This window comes from Streptomyces sp. BE303, assembly GCF_036290945.1.
Taxonomy (GTDB): domain Bacteria; phylum Actinomycetota; class Actinomycetes; order Streptomycetales; family Streptomycetaceae; genus Kitasatospora.
In genome coordinates this window covers 17875-36987 of record NZ_JAQYWZ010000382.1, presented here as the reverse complement: position 1 = coordinate 36987, position 19113 = coordinate 17875, and the positions used below count along the sequence as shown (strand labels likewise).

The 19113-nt window shown below is 76.4% G+C and carries 6 protein-coding genes; all 6 read left to right on the top strand.

Annotated features, from left to right (window positions below):
* Window positions 1-39 precede the first annotated feature (39 nt).
* The 6 genes from PUR56_RS06355 (at window position 40) to PUR56_RS06330 (ending at window position 19110) form a co-directional block, all read left to right on the top strand.
* Window positions 40-1902 carry a non-ribosomal peptide synthetase gene (locus tag PUR56_RS06355; RefSeq protein ID WP_329948174.1) on the top strand — a complete coding sequence of 621 codons (1863 nt, stop codon included), beginning with the start codon at window positions 40-42 and terminating at the stop codon, window positions 1900-1902.
* Window positions 1899-2699 (top strand): thioesterase II family protein, encoded by an 801-nt coding sequence (locus PUR56_RS06350; protein ID WP_329948173.1) that lies wholly within the window; start codon window positions 1899-1901, stop codon window positions 2697-2699. Before PUR56_RS06355 ends, PUR56_RS06350 begins: the two co-directional genes overlap by 4 nt.
* Window positions 2693-3877 (top strand): cytochrome P450, encoded by a 1185-nt coding sequence (locus PUR56_RS06345; protein ID WP_329880703.1) that lies wholly within the window; start codon window positions 2693-2695, stop codon window positions 3875-3877. Before PUR56_RS06350 ends, PUR56_RS06345 begins: the two co-directional genes overlap by 7 nt.
* 250 nt (window positions 3878-4127) lie before the next feature.
* Window positions 4128-4340 carry an MbtH family protein gene (locus tag PUR56_RS06340; RefSeq protein WP_329880702.1) on the top strand — a complete coding sequence of 71 codons (213 nt, stop codon included), beginning with the start codon at window positions 4128-4130 and terminating at the stop codon, window positions 4338-4340.
* Window positions 4341-4348: 8 nt separating this feature from the next.
* On the top strand, window positions 4349-5347 hold the full coding sequence (locus PUR56_RS06335; protein WP_329948172.1) for a TauD/TfdA family dioxygenase: 999 nt from the start codon (window positions 4349-4351) through the stop codon (window positions 5345-5347).
* Window positions 5348-5403: 56 nt separating this feature from the next.
* Entirely contained in the window at window positions 5404-19110 is a 13707-nt protein-coding gene (locus PUR56_RS06330) for a non-ribosomal peptide synthetase (RefSeq protein ID WP_329948171.1), read from the top strand.
* Window positions 19111-19113 lie beyond the last annotated feature (3 nt).

Below are 19113 nucleotides of genomic sequence, written 5' to 3'. Positions count from 1 at the left end.
CGACGTGATCTGCCCGACCTGACCGAGGAGTGCCCCCGCATGACCACCTTCGCCGAGCCGGCCGCCCCCACCGAGCCCGCCCCCGCCGCTGCCTCCGCTCCCGCTGCCGCCCCCGCCGCCGCCGTCGACCTGCTGATCCGGCTGCGCGCCGCGGTCGCCGCCCACCCCGGCCGGCCCGCCGTGCACGGCGTCGACGGCAGCCTCGACTTCGCCGCCCTGGACCGCCGCACCGCCGCCCTGGCCCGCGCCCTCCGGGCACACGGCGTCCGGCGCGGCGACCGGGTCGGCATCCACCTCGCCCGGACCGCCGACCTGCCGGTCGCGCTGCTCGCCACCTGGCGGGCCGGCGCCGCGTACGTCCCACTGGACCCGGCCTACCCGGCCGAGCGGATCTCCTTCATGGCCGCCGACGCCCGCCTCGCCGCCGTGGTCAGTACCGACACCGCTCCGCCGGTCCCGGCCGGCGTCCCGGTGCTCCGCCCCGACACCGAAGCGCCGTCCGCCGACGGACCGGAGGGCGACGCGCCGTTCGCCGACTTCACCCCGCACCCGGCCGACTCCGCCTACGTCATCTACACCTCCGGCTCCACCGGCCGCCCCAAGGGGGTCGAGGTGACCCACGGCGGCGTCGCCAACCTCGCCGACGCCCTGGCGCAGCGCGGCGCCCACCGCCCCGAGCCGGCCGTGGTCGGCTGGAACGCCAGCGTTTCCTTCGACGCCTCCGTCCCCCAGTGGACCCGGCTCTGCCGCGGCGACACCCTGGTGGTGATCGACGACGCCCGGCGCGCCGACCCGCTCCGGCTCGCCGCGCTCCTCGCCGAGTACGGCGTCACCGACCTCGACCTGACCCCCTCGCACTGGCAGCTGCTCCGCGAGCCGCTGGCAGGCGCCCGGGTGCCGCGCCTGTTCATGGGCGGCGAGCCGGTGCCCGGGCGCACCTGGCGCGAGCTGGCCGACGGCGGCATCGAGGCGCTCAACCTGTACGGGCCCACCGAGTGCACCGTCGAGGCGGTCACCACCTGGATCACCGGCCCCGGCCCGCACCTGGGAGAGCCGCTGCCCGGCGTCCGCACCTACCTGCTGGACGACCGGCTCGCCCCGGTCACCGACGCCGGCGCCGTCGGCGAGCTGTACCTGGCCGGGCCGGGCGTGGCACACGGCTACCCGGGCCACCCCGGCCTGACGGCGGGCCGGTTCGTCGCCGACCCGTTCACGACGGAGCCGGGCGCCCGGATGTACCGGACCGGCGACCAGGCCCGGCGCAGCGCCGAAGGGCTGCTGGAGTACGTCGGCCGGGTCGACCGGCAGGTCAAGCTGCGCGGCTTCCGGGTCGAGCTGGGCGAGGTCGAGCACGCCCTGGCCGCCCTGGACGGGGTCACGGCGGCCGCGGCCACCGTGTACGAGGCCGCCCCCGGGGACGTCCGGCTGGCCGGCTACGTCACGGGCGGGGCCCGCCCCGCCGAGCTGCTCGCCGAACTGCGCCGCACCGTGCCCGCCCACCTGGTGCCGGCCACCGTGACCGTGCTGGCCGCGCTGCCGCTCACCCCCAACGGCAAGGTCGACCACCGCGCCCTGCCCGCGCCGTCGGCGGACACCGCCGGGAGCGCCGCGGCCGACGGGCCCGGGGGAGTGGACGAGCTGGTCGCCGAGGTCTGGCGCACCGTGCTCGGCGTCCCCTCCGTCGAGCCCACCGACGACTTCCTCTCGCTCGGCGGCCACTCGCTCGCCGCCCTGCGCGTCGTCCACCTGCTGCGCCGCAAGCTCGACGTCGAGCTCCAGCTCCGGCACCTGCTGGACGCCGACGACCTCGCCGGGTTCACCGCCGCCGTCCGCCGCGCCACCGAGGCGGGCCCGGCCGCCCCGCGCCCCGCGCTCACCGCCCGCCGGGAGGCCGTCCGATGAGCACCGCCGTCCGGCCGACCGCCCGCCCGCGGATCGAGGGCGACTGGCTCCTCGTCCCCGCGCCCCAGCCCCACCGCCCGTTCCGGCTGTTCTGCTTCCCGCACGCCGGCGGCGACGCCACCGCCTACACCCCGCTGGCCCGGGCGCTCGCCCCGGCCGCGGAGGTCTGGGCGCTGCGCCCGCCGGCCCGCGGCGGGCGCAGCCGGCACCCGATGCCGCCCGACTTCGACGCCCTGGTGGCGGCCGTGACCGGGGCGATCGCCCCGCACCTGGACGGTGGCCGGTTCGGCTTCTACGGGCAGAGCTTCGGCGCCCTGCTCGCCTACGAGGCCGCCCGCGCGCTGCCCGCCGACCGCCGCCCCGAGCTGGTGGTGGCCGCCGCCGCGCCCAGCCCCGCCGCGTGGACCGAGCGGGAGTCCCGGGACCTCGACGCGTCCGAGCTGCTGCGGCTCACCGGCCTGGAGGAGGTCGTCCGGGCCGAGCCCGAACTCGTCGACCTGGCACTCGCCGGCATCCGCACCGACCTCGCGGTCAGCGCCACCTACCGGTACCGCCCGCACGCGCCGATCGGCTCCGCGCTGTACGCGGTGGCCGGCGCCGACGACCCGATGCTCGGCGCCACCGACCTCACCGGCTGGGCCGCGCACACCCGCGGCGACTTCGGCCACCACGTCGTCCCCGGCGGGCACCTCCTGGCCACCGTCGACCGCCCCGGTCCGGTCGGCCTCCTGACCACCCTCCTGGCGGGCCGCCAGACCTCCGTCCCCGCGCACGACACCAGGGAGCAGCAATGGTGACCACCACCGCCGTCGACCTCACCGACCCGGCCCTCTGGGCCCGCCCCGACACCCCGGCCCTGGTCGACGAGCTGCGCCGCGAGGCGCCCGTCCACCGCACCGACACCATGGACGACGGGCCGGTCTGGTCGGTGATGACCTACCGCGAGTCGGCGGACGTGCTGCGCAACGCGGCCGTGTTCAGCTCGGAGTCCGGCTCGCTGCTGGGTTCGGGCGAGGGCAAGGTGCCGGTCGGCTCCGGCCGGATGATGGCCCTCACGGACCCGCCCCGGCACCGTGAACTGCGGGCTCCGGCGAACCCGTTCTTCTCCAAGGGCGGGGTGCGCGGGGCTTCCCGGTCGATCGCCGAGCGGGCCGGGGAGCTCTTCGACCGGGCCGTGGAGCAGGGCGAGGCCGACCTCGTCGACGTGGTCTCGGCGCTGCCGCTCGCCGTGATGTGCGATCTGCTGGACGTCCCCGAGCAGGACCGCGACATGATGGTCCGGGTCTGCGACGTGGCCTTCCTCGGCAGCACGCCGGAGGAACGCCGCGCCGGGCACCAGCAGTTGATCCCGTACCTGATGCACCAGGTGATGCTGCGCCGCACCGACCCGCGGGACGACCTGATCTCCATGATGGCCACCTACAAGGTCGGCGGGCGGCTGATGCCGATCGAGGACGTGGTGCTCAACCTGGACAACATCGTGGTCGGCGGCGTCCAGACGGTCCGGCACACCGCGGCGATGGGCCTGCACACCCTGGTCCAGCGGCCCGACCTGTGGCGGCGGTTGCAGCAGGGCGAGGTGTCGATGGACTCGGCCGTGGACGAGCTGCTGCGGTGGACCTCGGTCGGCCTGCACACGCTGCGCACCGCGACCCGGGACATCGAGCTGGCCGGGCGGCAGATCCGGCGCGGCGACCGGGTGGCGGTCTGGGTCTGGTCCGCGAACCGGGACCCGGAGACCTTCGACCGGCCCGAGGAGGTCCGGCTGGACCGTTCGCCCAACAAACACCTCGCGCTGGGCCTGGGGGCCCACTACTGCATCGGTGCGCCGCTGGCCAAGGCCGAGCTGGGCGCGCTGTTCTCGGCGGCGCTGGAGAAGGCCGCGGCGATCGAGCCGGCGGGGCCGGTCCAGTACAACCGGTCGATCATCAACTTCGGGCTGGACCACCTCCCGGTCCGCCTCACCCCGCGCTGACCGGCCCCCGCCCCGGCCCCCCGCCCCGGCCCCCACGCACGACCCCGCTGCCGCTCCCGAACCCGGCCGACGACCCCGCCACGACCCCGCCCACGACCCTCCTCCCGCACCGACCGGACCCCGGTCCCGGGCCCCCGCCCGGCAGGTGGCTAACTGCCGCTCACCTGCCGGGCCTTGTGCCGCCCGGGCCCGTACGGCGCCGATACCTTCGAACCACACCCCAGGCCACACCCCCTTCGAGGAGACCACCGTGAGCAACCCGTTCGAGGACGACAACGCCGGCTACCTGGTGCTGGTCAACGACGAGAACCAGCACTCGCTCTGGCCGGTCTGGATCGACGTGCCGGCCGGTTGGACCACCGTCCACGGCGAGGCCACCCGCCAGGACTGCCTGGACTGGATCGAGGCCAACTGGACCGACATCCGCCCGGCCGGCCTGGTGGCCGCCCTCGGCACCCGGTGAGCGCCGCCATGCCGACCTGGGAGCTGAACCCCGGCCGTCCGGCCCTCACCCGCGTCCCGGCCGCCGCCGACCTCGCCGGAGCCTGCGCCTGGCTGCGGGACCACGAGGCCGAGCTGACCGCCGCCCTGCACGAGCACGGCACGATCTTCCTGCGCGGGCTGCCGGTGGCCACCGCCGCGGACGTCGCCGCCGTCCGCGACGTGCTGATCCCCGAGCCGACCCCGTACCGGGAGAAGGCCACCCCGCGCAGCGACTTCGGCGACGGCGTCTTCTCGTCGACGGACCTGCCGCCCGCGCAGTCGATCCGGATGCACAACGAGAACAGCTACACCCTGACCTTCCCCGGCCGGCTGCTCTTCGCCTGCCTGACGGCCCCGGAGGAGGGCGGCGCCACCCCGACGGCCGACGTCCGCAAGGTCCTCGCCGGGCTGCCCGCGCACCTGGCGGAGCGCGGGCGCTCCTCCGGCTGGACGCTCACCCGCACCTACTCCGACTACGTCTCGCTCGGCTGGCGGACCGCCTTCGGCACCGAGGACCGCGCCGACGTCGAGCAGTACTGCCGCGAGAACGGCATCTCCTGGGAGTGGCTGCCGGACGGCAACCTGCGCACCAGCCAGTTGCGCCCGGCCACCGTCCACCACCCGCACACCGACGAGGAGGTCTGGTTCAACCACCTGGCCTTCTGGAACGAGTGGTCGCTCGACCCGGACATCCGGGAGGCCATGGTCGACGAGTTCGGCGCGGACGGCCTGCCGTTCAACACCGGTTTCGGCGACGGCGAACCGCTCCCGCGGGAGGACGTGGACGCGCTCAACGCCGCGTACGAGGCCGCGACCGTCCGCGAGACCTGGCAGGTCGGCGACGTGATGCTGGTGGACAACGTGCTCTGTGCGCACGGCCGCGACCCGTTCCGTGGCGACCGGAAGATCGTCGTCGCGATGGGCCGGCCGGTCGACGTCCTGGACTGCCGACCCGGCGTGCTGCCCACCACCGCCGTCCCGGCCTGAGGCCGCCACCCATTTCCCACGCCGTGACGTGAGCAGACGTGAGTAGAGGAAGCACCGTGATCCCGGTTTCGTACGCACAGCAGCGGCTCTGGCTGGTCGACCAGATCGAAGGGCCGACCGCGCTCTACAACCTGCCGTTCGCGGTCCGGCTGCGCGGTGCGCCGGACACCGCCGCGCTGCGCGCCGCGACGGCGGACGTGGTCGCCCGGCACGAGGCCCTGCGCACGGTGTTCCCGGTGGTCGGGGGAGTCCCGGTGCAGCGGATCCTGCCGTCCGCGCAGGCGTCGATCGCCTTCGAGACGGTGGACTGCGCACCGGGACCGGACGGCGGGGACTACCCCGCCGTGCTGGACCGGGCCGCCGCCCGCACCTTCGACCTGGCGGCCGAACTCCCCCTCAGGGTCACGGTCTTCTCGCTCTCGCCCACCGAGCACGTGCTGCTCGTCGTGCTCCACCACATCGCCGGTGACGGCTGGTCGCTCGGCCCCCTGCTGCGCGACCTCGCCACCGCCTACCGGGCCCGGCTGGCCGGCTCCGCCCCCGCCTGGGAGCCGCTGCCGGTCCAGTACGCCGACTACACCCTCTGGCAGCGCGAGCTGCTCGGCGAGGAGTCGGACCCCGAGAGCCTGATGGCCCGTCAACTCGACTACTGGAGAGGAGTCCTGTCCGGTCTCCCGGAGGAACTGGAGCTCCCGGCCGACCGCCCCCGGCCCCCCGTCCCGACCGGCGCCGCCGACGCCGTCCCGTTCGTCTACGGCGCCGACCTGCACGCCGCGCTGGCCGATCTGGCGCGCCGCCACCGGTCCACCCTGTTCTCCGTCCTCCAGGCCGGTCTGGCCGCCCTGTTCACCCGCCTCGGCGCCGGCACCGACATCCCGCTCGGCACCGGCGTGGCCGGCCGCTCCGACGAGGCGCTGAACGACCTGGTCGGCTTCTTCGTCAACACGCTCGTCCTGCGCACCGACACCTCCGGGGACCCGACCTTCGCCGAACTCCTCGGCCGGGTCCGGGAGTCCCAGCTCGACGCGTTCTCCCACCAGGACGTTCCGTTCGAGCGGCTGGTCGAGGAGGTCAACCCGACCCGCGTGCTCGGCCGCCACCCGCTCTTCCAGACCCTGCTGGTCCTGCAGAACCACGAGGAGGGCGAACTCGGCCTGCCCGGGCTGGAGTCGGAGCCCGAGCCGCTCGGCCTGCGGGTGGCGAAGTTCGACCTCAACATCGGCATCACCGAACGGCACGGCCCGGACGGCGCCCCCGCGGGCCTCACCGGCTCGGTCGAGTACGCGGCCGACCTCTACGACCGGGCCACCGTCGCCGCCCTGTTCGAGCGGCTCGGCCGGCTGCTCGCCGCCGCGGCGGCCGACCCCGCGGCCCCGATCGGCGCCCTCGACGTCCTCGGCCCCGAGGAGCGCACCCTCCTGGTCGACACCTGGAACGCCACCGCCGCCCCGGTCCGGACCGGCTCCCTGCCCGCCCTGTTCGCGGCGCAGGCCGCCCGCACCCCCGACGCGGTCGCGCTCGCCCACGACGGCGGCACCGTCGGCTACGCCGAGCTCGACGCCCGCGCCAACCGGCTCGCCCACCACCTGATCGCCCGCGGCGTCGGCCCCGAGTCCCCGGTCGCCCTGCTGATGGAGCGCTCGGTCGACCTGGTCGTCGCCACCCTCGCCGTGCTCAAGGCCGGCGGCTGCTACGTCCCGATGCACGCCGGCCTGCCGCCCGAGCGGATGGCCGCCCTGCTCGCCGACACCGGCGCCCCCGTCCTGCTCACCGACCGCGCGGACCCGGGCTTCCCGCACACCGCCGCCGTGGTCCGGCCCGGCGACGGGCGCGACGCCCCCGACCACGACCCGGGCCTGCCCGTCCACCCCGACCGGCTCGCCTACGTGATGTTCACCTCCGGCTCCACCGGCACCCCCAAGGGCGTCGCCGTCCGCCACCGCGACGTCGTCGACCTCGCCGCCGACCGCCGCTGGCAGGACGGCCGGCACGAGCGGATCCTGCTGCACTCCCCGCACGCCTTCGACGCCGCCACCTACGAACTGTGGACGCCCCTGCTGAACGGGGGCACGGTGGTGGTCGCCCCGCCCGGCACCCTGGACGCCGCCGCCCTGCACGCCGTCGCCACCCGGCACGACGTGACCGCCGTCTTCCTGACCAAGGCGCTCTTCGACCTGGTCGCCGAGCAGGCCCCCGAGACCTTCACCGCCCTGCGCACCGTCTGCACCGGCGGCGAGGCGGCCTCCGGCACCCTGCTGCGCCGCGTCCTCGACCGCTGCCCCGACCTGCTGCTCGCCCACGTCTACGGCCCCACCGAGGCCACCACGTTCGCCACGTTCCACCACCTCGCCCCCGCCGACCTGGCAGGCCCCCGCGCACCGATCGGCGGCCCGCTCGACAACATGCGCGCCCACGTCCTGGACGCGCGGCTGCAGCCCGTCCCGGCCGGTGTCCCCGGCGAGCTGTACGTCGCCGGGGCCGGCCTGGCCCGCGGCTACTGGCGCCGGCCCGCGCTGACCGCCGAGCGGTTCGTCGCCGACCCCTTCACGCCGGGGGAGCGGATGTACCGCACCGGTGACCTGGTGCGCCGCCGGGCCGACGGCGCGGTCGAGTTCCTCGGCCGGATCGACGGCCAGGTCAAGATCCGCGGCTTCCGGATCGAGCTCGGCGAGATCGAGGCGGTGCTCTCCCGCCACCCCGCCGTCCGGCAGGTCGTCGTGATCGCCCGCGAGGACCGCCCCGGTGACACCCGGCTGGTCGGCTACTGCGCCGCCGCCCCGGACGGCGCGTCCGGACTCGCCGCCGAGCTCAGGCAGTTCGCCGCCGGGACGCTCCCCGCGTACATGGTCCCGTCCGCCGTCGTCGTGCTCCCCGCCCTGCCGCTCAACGCCAACGGCAAGGTCGACCGGCGCGCCCTGCCCGCCCCCGACCTCGCCGCCGACACCGCGGGCCGCGCCCCGCGCGACGACCGCGAGCGCGCCCTCTGCGCACTCTTCGGCGAGATCCTCGGCATCGACGGCATCACCGTCGACGACGACTTCTTCGAACTCGGCGGCCACTCCCTGCTCGCCACCCGCCTGGTCGGCCGGGCCCGCACCGAACTCGGCGCGGAACTCGCCATCGGCGACCTCTTCCGGGCGCCGACCGTGGCCGCCCTCGCCGCCCGCCTCGCCGCCGGGCCGAGCGGCCCGACCGGGCCCGCCGCCGCCACCGCCTCCGTCGGCCGTGCCGGGTCCGCAGGGTCCGCCGCCGGCCCCGCCCGGATCGTGCTGGGCCGGGAGGAGCGCCCCGAACGGCTGCCGGTGTCCTTCGCCCAGCGCCGCCTCTGGTTCCTCGGCCGGGCCGAGGGCCCCGCCGCCACCTACAACGTGACCCTCGCCCTGCGGCTGACCGGCCCGCTCGACCCGGCCGCCCTCGAACGCGCCCTCGGCGACGTCGTCGACCGGCACGAGGCCCTGCGCACCGTCTTCGGCGAGCACGACGGCGTCCCCCACCAGCGGGTGCTGCCCGCCCCGCCCGGCCCGCTGCTCACCGTCACCGACCGCCCGGTCGACGAACTCACCGGCCACACCTTCGACCTGGCCGCCGACGTCCCGCTGCACGCCTACCTGCGGCCCGAAGGCGCGGACGAGCACGTCCTGCTGCTGGTCCTGCACCACATCGCCGGCGACGGCTGGTCGCTGCGGCCGCTCTTCCACGACCTCACCGAGGCCTACACGGCCCGGCTCGGCGGCGAACGGCCGGTCCAGGAACCGCTGCCGGTCCAGTACGCCGACTACACCCTCTGGCAGTACCGGCTGCTCGGCTCCGACACCGACCCGCACAGCCCGCTCGGCCGTCAGCTCGCCCACTGGCGCGAGGCCCTGGCCGGCCTGCCGGACGAGCTGCCGCTCCCCGCGGACCGCCCCCGCCCGCCCGTCGCCACCCACCGCGGCGACGTCGTCCCGCTGGAGCTGGACGCGACCCTCCACGCCCGGCTGGCCGCCCTGGCCACCGCGCACGGGGCGACCCTGTTCATGGTGCTCCAGGCCGCGTACGCCACCCTGCTGCACCGCTTCGGCGCCGGCGACGACCTGCCGATCGGCACCCCGCTGGCCGGCCGCCTCGACGAGGCCCTCGACGACCTGGTCGGCTTCTTCGCCAACACCCTGGTGCTGCGCACCGACCTCGCCGGCCGCCCCACCTTCGCCGAGCTGCTGGCCCGCGTCCGGGAGGCCGACCTCGCCGCCTACGCGCACCAGGACGTGCCGTTCGAGCGCCTGGTCGAGGAGCTGAACCCGGCCCGCACGCTGGCCCGCCACCCGCTCTTCCAGGTGATGATCGCCTTCGACAACACCACCGGCGGCGGAGGTCCGGAGTTCCCGGGCACCCGCACCGCCTACGAGCCGCTCGGCCTGCCGACCACCGCCTTCGACCTCACCCTCAACCTCTCCGAACGCCATCACCCGGACGGCGCCCCGGCGGGGCTGGAAGGCGGCCTGGAGTTCGCCACCGACCTCTTCGACCGGAGCACCGCCGAGCGGCTCGCCGCCGCCCTCACCGCGATCCTCGCCCAGGTCGCCGAGCGCCCGGACCTCCCGGTCGCCGAGCTGGACGTGCTCGGCGAGGCCGGCCGGGCGGCCCTGGCCGACTGGCACGGCACCGCCCGCCCGGGGCCGGACGCCCTCGTCCCCGACGGCCTCGCGCCCGACGCCCTCGTCCCGGCCGTCTTCGAGGACCGGGCGGCCCGCACGCCGGAGCTCACCGCCCTGGTCTTCCGGGACACCCGGCTGACCTACGCCGAGCTGAACGCCCGCGCCAACCGCCTCGCGCACGGCCTGCGGGCCGCCGGCGTCGGCCCCGAGTCGGTGGTCGCCCTCGCGCTGCCCCGGTCGGCCGAGTCGGTGGTCGCCCTGCTCGCCGTGCTCAAGGCCGGTGCCGCCTTCCTGCCGCTGGACGCCGACTACCCCCGCGACCGGATCGCCTACCTGCTCGCCGACGCCCGCCCGGCGGCCGTCCTCACCACCGACGACTGGCCGCTGCCCGAGGTGCTGGACGGCCTGCCCGTCCTGCCCGCCGCCCCGGAGGCGTGGGCCGACCGGCCCGCCGGTGACCTTCCGGCCACGGCCGGCCCCGAGAACGCCGCGTACGTCATCTACACCTCCGGCTCCACCGGCCGCCCCAAGGGCGTCGTGGTCCGCCACGCCGGCTTCGCCAACCTGCTCGCCTTCCACCGCACCGAGACCGTCACCGTCGCCGAACAGGCCCGCCCCGGTCGGCGGTTCACCTTCGCCCAGACCGCCTCGCTGTCCTTCGACACGTCACTCGAAGCGCTGCTCTGGATGGTCGCCGGCCACGAGCTGCACGTACTGGACGACGACCTGCGCCGCGACGCCGCCGCCGTCGTCCGCCACCTCGCGCGCACCGGGGCCGACGTCCTCGACATCACCCCCGGCCACGCCGAACGGCTGGTCGAGGAGGGCCTGCTCACCGTCTGCCCGCCCGCCCTCGTGATGGTCGGCGGCGAGGCCCTCGGCCAGTCCCTCTGGAGCGTCCTCGCCGCCGCCCCCGACACCGCCGTCCTCAACGTGTACGGCCCCACCGAGTGCACCGTCGACGCGCTGTACCACCGGCTCACCGCCGACGGCCGCCCGCTGATCGGCCGCCCGCTGCCCAACCTCCGCGCGTACGTCCTCGACGGGCAGCTGAACCCGGTGCCCGTCGGCGTCCCCGGTGAGCTGTACCTGGCGGGGGTGGGCCTGGCCCGCGGCTACCTCGGCCGCCCGGGCCTGACCGCCGAGCGCTTCGTCGCCGATCCCTTCGGCGCAGCGGCGGGAGCGGCGGGGGAGCGCATGTACCGCACCGGCGACCTCGCCCGCCGCCGCCCCGACGGCCGGGTCGAGTACCTGGGCCGCACCGACCACCAGGTCAAGGTGCGCGGCTTCCGGATCGAACCCGGCGAGATCGAGACCACTCTCACCGCCCACCCCGACGTGCTGCGCGCCGCCGTGCTGCCCCACCGGGACGGCGCGGCCGGCACCCGGCTGGTCGCCTACGTGGTCGGCACGCCGCAGCTCGACCCGGCCGCGCTGCGCGCCCACGCGGCCGCCGCCCTGCCCGACTACATGGTCCCGGCCGCCTTCGTGACCCTGGACGCGCTGCCGCTCAACGTCAACGGCAAGCTCGACCGGGCCGCCCTGCCCGCCCCCGACTTCGCCGCCGCGACCGGGGGCCGGGCCGCCCGGACGGCGCGCGAGGAGATTCTCTGCGGGCTGTTCGCCGAGGTCCTCGGCCTGGCGGAGGTCACCGTCGACGACGACTTCTTCGCCCTCGGCGGCCACTCGCTGCTCGCCACCAAGCTGCTCAGCCGGGTCCGCACCGCGCTCGGCGCCGAGCTGGGGATCCGGGACGTCTTCGAGGCCCCGACCGTGGCGGGCCTGGACCGGCGGCTGGACGGCTCCGACGCCCGGCCGGCCCTGACGGCCGGCGAGCGCCCGGAGCGGCTGCCGCTCTCCTTCGCGCAGCAGCGGCTCTGGCTGATCGACCGGATGGAGGGCCCGAGCGCCCTCTACAACATGCCGCTCGCGCTGCGCCTCACCGGAGCACTGGACCCGACCGCCCTCGAAGCGGCCCTCGGCGACCTGGCGGCCCGGCACGAGAGCCTGCGCACCGTCATCGCGGAGCAGGACGGTGAGCCCCACCAGCGGATCCTCACCCCCGCCGAGGCGCCCCTGCGGGTCGAACTCCTCGACTGCGCGCCCGGGGCCGTCGACGCCGAGGTCGACCGGGCGGCCCGCCGCCCCTTCGACCTGGCCGCCGAGCCGCCCGTCCGCGTCACCCTGCTGCGGATCGCCCCCGAGGACCACGTCCTGGTGGTGGCGCTGCACCACATCGCCGGGGACGGCTGGTCGATGGGCCCGCTGCTGCGCGACCTCGCCGAGGCGTACGCCGCCCGCCGCGACGGCGAGCCTCCCGCGTGGCGTCAACTCCCCGTCCAGTACGCCGACTACGCGCTGTGGCAGCGTGCCCTGCTCGGGGACGAGACCGACCCGGAGAGCCTCGCCGCCGGTCAACTCGCCTACTGGCGCGCGACCCTGGCAGACCTCCCGGAGGAGCTGGCCCTCCCGGCGGACCGCCCGCGCGGCGCCCGCGCCGATCACCGAGGCGACCGGGTGGCCATGCCGATCGACGCCGAACTGCACCGGGCGCTGGTCGCGTTGTCGCGCGAGCACCGGGTCACGATGTTCATGACCCTCCAGGCGGGCCTGGCAGCCCTGCTCACCCGGCTCGGCGCCGGTACCGACGTGCCGATCGGCTCGGTCGTCGCCGGCCGCTCGGACGAGGCGCTGGACGACCTGGTCGGCTTCTTCGTCAACACGCTCGTCCTGCGCACCGACACCTCCGGCGACCCGACCTTCACCGAACTCCTCGGCCGGGTCCGGGAGACCGGCCTCGGCGCCTACGCCCACCAGGACGTGCCGTTCGAGCGGCTGGTCGAGGAGCTCAACCCCACCCGTTCGCTGGCCCGCCACCCGCTCTTCCAGGTGGCGATGGTCCTGCAGTCCACCGAGGAGGCCGAGCCGGAGCTGGCCGGCCTGCGGGCCGAGTCGCTGCCGGCCGGCACCGGAGTCGCCAAGTTCGACCTGAACGTGACGCTGGAGGAGTTCTTCGGCCCCGACGGCGCGCCCGCCGGACTGGACTGCGCGATCGACTACGCCACCGACCTGTTCGACCGCGAGACGGTCGAGTCGATCGCCGCCCGCTTCGGCCGGCTGCTGGCGGCCGTGGTCGAGCGGCCGGGGCAGCGGATCGGCCGCGCCGACCTGCTGGCCGAGGGCGAGCGCGCCGAACTGCTCGGCGGCGCCCGGCCGTCGCCCGCCGACCGGCCGCTCGTCCCGGCCGTCTTCGAGGACCGGGCGGCCCGCACGCCGGAGCTCACCGCCCTGGTCTTCCGGGGCGCCCGGCTGACCTACGCCGAACTCGACGCCCGCGCCAACCGTCTCGCCCACGGCCTGACGGCGGCCGGCCTCGGCCCGGAGTCGCTGGTCGCGCTGGCCCTGTCCCGGTCGGCGGACACGGTGGTCGCCCGGCTCGCGGTGCTCAAGGCCGGCGCCGCCTTCCTGCCGCTGGACGCCGACCACCCCCTCGACCGCACCGCCCACATGCTGGCCGACGCCCGCCCGGCGGTCGTCCTCACCGACGCGGCCTGGCCGCTGCCGGAGGCCCTGGACGGCTTCCCGCAGCTCCGTACCGACGAGCACCTGTGGGCCGGGCAGCCCGCCGACGCCCTCCCCGCCCGGGTCGGGCCGTCCGACGCCGCCTACGTCATCTACACCTCCGGTTCCACCGGCCGCCCCAAGGGCGTGGTGGTGAGCCACGGCTCGATCGCCGCCCTGCTGGCCGCGCACCGGGCCGACACCTTCGGCGACGTCGAGCGGCGGCACGGCCGGCTCCGCGCCGCACTGACCGCCTCGCTCTGCTTCGACGCCTCCTGGGACAGCCTGCTCTGGATGGTCGCCGGCCACGAACTGCACCTGATCGACGACGAGCTGCGCCGCGAACCCGCCGCGCTGGTCCGCCACCTCCGGCAGACGGGCGTCGATGTCGTCAACGTCACCCCGTCCTACGCCGAACAGCTCCTGGACGAGGGCCTGTTGGACGAGCTCCTGCCGGGCGGGGGCCTGCCGGGCGAGGTCCCGCCGGGCGCGCCGGCGCCGCGGGTGCTGCTGCTCGGCGGCGAGGCCGTCGGCCAGTCGCTCTGGACCAGGCTGCGGGAGGCCCCCGCCACCGCCGCGTACAACCTGTACGGGCCCACCGAGTGCACCGTCGACGCCCTGATCCAGGCGTTCGCCGACTCGGACCGCCCGTCGCTGGGGCGGACCGTCCTCGGGACTCGGGCGTACGTGCTGGACGAGCACCTGAACCCGGTGCCCGTCGGCGTCCCCGGCGAGCTGTACCTCGCCGGGGCGGGCCTGGCCCGCGGCTACCTCGGCCGCCCGGGGCTGACCGCCGAGCGCTTCGTCGCCGACCCCTTCGCCGCCGACCCCTTCGCCGCGGGGGCGGGCGCGGCGGGGGAGCGGATGTACCGCACCGGCGACCTGGTCCGCCGCACCCGCGACGGCCGGGTCGAGTACCTCGGCCGCACCGACCACCAGGTCAAGGTGCGCGGCTTCCGCATCGAACTCGGCGAGATCGAGCAGGTGCTCGCCCGCCACGAGACCGTCCGTCAGGCCGTCGTCACCCTGCACGAGAGCGCCGACGGGGACCGCCGCCTCGTCGCCCACTGCGCGACGGCCGCGCCCGGCACCGAACTCGCCCTCGAACTGCGCCGGTTCGCCGCCGAGTCGCTGCCCGCCCACATGGTGCCGTCCGCCGTCGTCACCCTCGACACGCTGCCGCTGACCGGCAGCGGCAAGATCGACCGCCGCGCCCTGCCCGACCCGGACTTCGGGCTCTTCGCCGGCGGCCGGGCCGCCCGCACCGCCCGCGAGGAACTGCTCTGCGGCCTCGTCGCCGAGGTCCTCGGGCTGCCGACCGTCTCGATCGACGACGACTTCTTCGCCCTCGGCGGCCACTCGCTGCTCGCGATGAAGCTGGTCAGCCGGGTCCGTTCGGCGCTCGGCGCCGAGCTGGGGATCCGGGACGTCTTCGAGGCCCCGACCGTGGCGGGCCTGGACCGGCGGCTGGACGGCTCCGACGCCCGGCCGGCCCTGACGGCCGGCGAGCGCCCGGAGCGGCTGCCGCTCTCCTTCGCCCAGCGACGGCTCTGGCTGATCGACCGGATGGAGGGCCCGAGCGCCCTCTACAACCTCCCGATCGCGCTGCGCCTCACCGGAGCACTGGACCCGACCGCCCTCGAAGCGGCCCTCGGCGACCTGGCGGCCCGGCACGAGAGCCTGCGCACACGTGTCACCGAGCAGGACGGCGAGCCCCACCAGTGGATCGTTCCGCCCACCGGGGCCCACGTCCCGTTCGACCGCCACCCCGCCCCGCCCGCCGACCCCGCCGCCGCCGTGGCCGCCTGCGCCGCGATCCCCTTCGACCTGGCCGCCGACCTCCCGGTCCGCGCCCACCTGCTCCCGCTCGCCCCGGACGAGCACCTGCTCGTCCTCGTCCTCCACCACATCGCCGGGGACGGCTGGTCGATGGGCCCGCTGCTGCGCGACCTCGCCGAGGCGTACGCCGCCCGCCGCGACGGCTCGGCCCCCGGGTGGCGTCAACTCCCCGTCCAGTACGCCGACTACGCGCTGTGGCAGCGCGCCCTGCTCGGGGACGAGACCGACCCCGGGAGCCGCGCCGCCGGTCAACTCGCCTACTGGCGCAAGACCCTGGCGGACCTCCCGGAGGAGCTCGCGCTCCCGGTGGACCGCCCCCGCCGCGCCGACAGCGGCCACCGCGGCGACCGCGTGGTCCTCCCGCTGGGCGCCGAACTGCACCGGGCGCTGGTCGCGTTGTCGCGCGAGCACCGGGTCACGATGTTCATGACCCTCCAGGCGGGCCTGGCGGCGCTGCTCACCCGGCTCGGCACCGGTACCGACGTGCCGATCGGCTCGGTCGTCGCCGGCCGCACCGACGAGGCGCTGGACGACCTGGTCGGCTTCTTCGTCAACACCCTCGTCCTGCGCACCGACACGTCCGGCGACCCGGCCTTCGCCGAGCTGCTCCACCGCGTCCGGGAGGCCCAACTCGACGCCCACGCCCACCAGGACGTGCCGTTCGAGCGACTCGTCGAGGAGCTCAACCCCACCCGTTCGCTGGCCCGCCACCCGCTCTTCCAGGTGATGCTGCTGCTCCAGGGCGGCACGCCGGGCGGCGCCGGGGACGCACCGCTCGACCTGGCCGGCCTGCCGGCCACCGTCGAACCGGTCGGCGGGTACGAGGCGAAGTTCGACCTCTCCGTCGGTATGGGGGAGTCCTTCGACGCCGACGGCGCGCCCGCCGGACTGGAGTGCGCGATCGACTTCGCGACCGACCTGTTCGACCGGGAGACCGTCGAGTCGATCGCCGTCCGCTTCGGCCGGCTGCTGGCCGCGGTGGCCGCCCGCCCCGAACAGTCCATCGGCCGCGCCGACCTGCTCTCCGCCGCCGAGCGCGCGGAACTCCTCACCGGAGCGGCGGCGCCGCCGGCCGAGTCGCCGCTGCTGCCGGACGCCTTCGCGGCCCTGGCGGCCCGGACGCCGGACGCGACCGCCCTGGTCTCCGGGAGGACCCGGCTGACCTTCGCCGAGCTGGACGCGCTCGCGGACCGGCTGGCCGACCGCCTGGTCGCGGCGGGCGCCGGCCCCGAGTCGGTGGTCGCCCTGGCGCTGCCGCGGTCCGCCGAGACGGTGGTCGCCGTGCTCGCCGTCCTCAGGTCCGGCGCCGCCTCGCTCCCGCTGGACGCCGAGTACCCGGCCGACCGGACCGCCGCCATGCTCGCCGACGCCGCGCCCGCGCTCGTCCTCACCGACGACCGCTGGCCGCTGCCCGAACTGCTGGACGGCCTGGCCACCCTCTGCCCCGGCCCGGCGGACGGCCCCGCCGCCGCCCGCGCTGCCGCCGAGCGGACGGCCGCCCCCCGCACCCCGGCCCCCCGGACCCCGGCCCCCCGCGCCCCCCGCGCCACCGCCGGGGACGCCGCGTACGTCGTCTACACCTCCGGTTCCACCGGCCGCCCCAAGGGCGTGGTGGTGAGCCACGGCTCGATCGCCGCCCTGCTCGCCTCGCACCGGGCCCCGACCGGCCCGATCGGCGCGGCCGAGCGCGCCCACGGCCGCCTGCGCGTCGCCCTCACCGCCTCGCTCTGCTTCGACGCCTCCTGGGACGGCCTGCTCTGGCTGGTCGCCGGCCACGAACTGCACCTGCTCGGGGACGACGTCCGCCGCGACGCCGCCGCCCTCGTCCGGCACGTCCGGGCCGAGCGCGTCGACGTCCTGGAGATCACCCCCTCCTACGCCGAACAGCTGCTCGACGAGGGCCTGTTGGCCGCGCCGGCGCCGCGGGTGCTGCTGCTCGGCGGCGAGGCCGTCGGCCAGTCGCTCTGGACCAGGCTGCGGGAGGCCCCCGCCACGGCCGCGTACAACCTGTACGGGCCCACCGAGTCCACCGTCGACGCGCTCACCCAGCCGTTCGCCGACACCGATCGCCCCGCGCTGGGGCGGACCGTCCTCGGGACTCGGGCGTACGTGCTGGACGAGCACCTGAACCCGGTGCCCGTCGGCGTCCCCGGCGAGCTGTACCTCGCCGGGGCGGGCCTGGCCCGCGGCTACCTCGGCCGCCCGGGCCTGACCGCCGAGCGCTTCGTCGCCGACCCCTTCGCCGCAGGCGTGGGCGCGCCGGGGGAGCGGATGTACCGCACCGGCGACCTGGTCCGCCGCACCCGCGACGGCGCCCTCGCCTACCTGGGCCGCACCGACCAGCAGATCAAGATCCGCGGCTTCCGCGTCGAACCCGGCGAGATCGAGCACGTGCTCTCCCGTCACCCACGCGTCCACGCCGCCACCGTGACGGCCCGCGAGGACGGCGCCGCCGGCCCCCGCCTGGTCGCCTACGTGGTCGCCGACGGCGGATCCGCCGCGCGGGGAACCGGCCGGGACACCGGCCCGGGAGCCACGCCCGACACCCCCCTCGACCCGGCCGAGCTGCGGGCCTTCACCGCCGAGTCGCTGCCCGCCCACATGGTCCCGTCCGCCGTCGTGCTCCTCGACGCGCTGCCGCTGACCGCCGCCGGCAAGGTCGACCTCCGCGCCCTGCCCGCCCCGGACTTCGCCGCCTCGCCCACCGGACGCCCGCCCCGCACCCCGCGCGAGGAACGGCTCTGCGGCCTCTTCGCGGAGGTCCTGGGACTGCCCGGCGTCTCCGTCGACGACGGCTTCTTCGACCTCGGCGGCCACTCGCTGCTCGCCATGAAGCTGCTGGGCCGGATCCGCACCGCCTTCGGCACCGACCTCGGGATGCGGGCCCTCTTCGAGGCCCCCACCGTCGCGGGCCTGGCCCGCCGCCTGGACGCGGCGGACGGCCCGTCGGCCGCCGCCGGCGCCCCCGGCGCCCCGGACCCCGCCGACGCCCTCGACGTGCTGCTCCCGCTCCGCGCCGGCGGCAGCAGGGCCCCGCTGTTCTGCGTCCACCCCGCCGCGGGCATCAGCTGGGTCTACTCGGGCCTGCTGCGCCACCTCGGCCCCGACCGCCCGGTCTACGGCCTCCAGGCCCGCGGCCTGCGCGGCGGCTCCCCGGCTGCCGTCACCGAGATCGCCGAGGACTACGTGCGCGAGCTGCGCACCGTCCAGCCCGAGGGCCCGTACCACCTGCTCGGCTGGTCCTTCGGCGCGGTCGTCGCCCAGGCGATGGCCGTCCGGCTCCAGGCCGACGGCGCCGAGGTCGCGCTGCTCGCCCTCCTCGACGGCGTGCCGGCCGACCCCGCCGGGTACGCGGACGCCCCGCCGTCCGACGACCCCGTCGACACCCTCGCCGAGCTGCTCGTCTCGCTCGGCTACGACCCGGCCGACGGACGCGGGCAGGCCGACCTCACCGCGCTGCTCGGCGAGGCCGCCGGCGTCCTGCCCGACGTCTTCGAACACCACCGCAAGCTGATGGCCGAACACGTGCCGGACCGCTACCGGGGCGACGCCGTCTTCTTCGGCGCCACCCTCGACAAGCCCGCGGACTGGCCCTACGAGGCGGCCTGGCGGCCGTACGTGGACGGCCGCGTCACGCTCCACCGCATCGCCTGCGAGCACGGCGCCATGACACAGCCCGACCCCGTCGCACGGATCGCTGCCGTGCTGGCCGAGAAGCTTGGAGAGTGACCC

Coding starts and splice junctions, on each gene's coding strand:
- PUR56_RS06345 (WP_329880703.1), top strand. CDS start 2,693: ATGGTGACCACCACCGCCGTCGACCTCACCGACCCGGCCCTCTGGGCC.
- PUR56_RS06350 (WP_329948173.1), top strand. CDS start 1,899: ATGAGCACCGCCGTCCGGCCGACCGCCCGCCCGCGGATCGAGGGCGAC.
- PUR56_RS06355 (WP_329948174.1), top strand. CDS start 40: ATGACCACCTTCGCCGAGCCGGCCGCCCCCACCGAGCCCGCCCCCGCC.
- PUR56_RS06335 (WP_329948172.1), top strand. CDS start 4,349: ATGCCGACCTGGGAGCTGAACCCCGGCCGTCCGGCCCTCACCCGCGTC.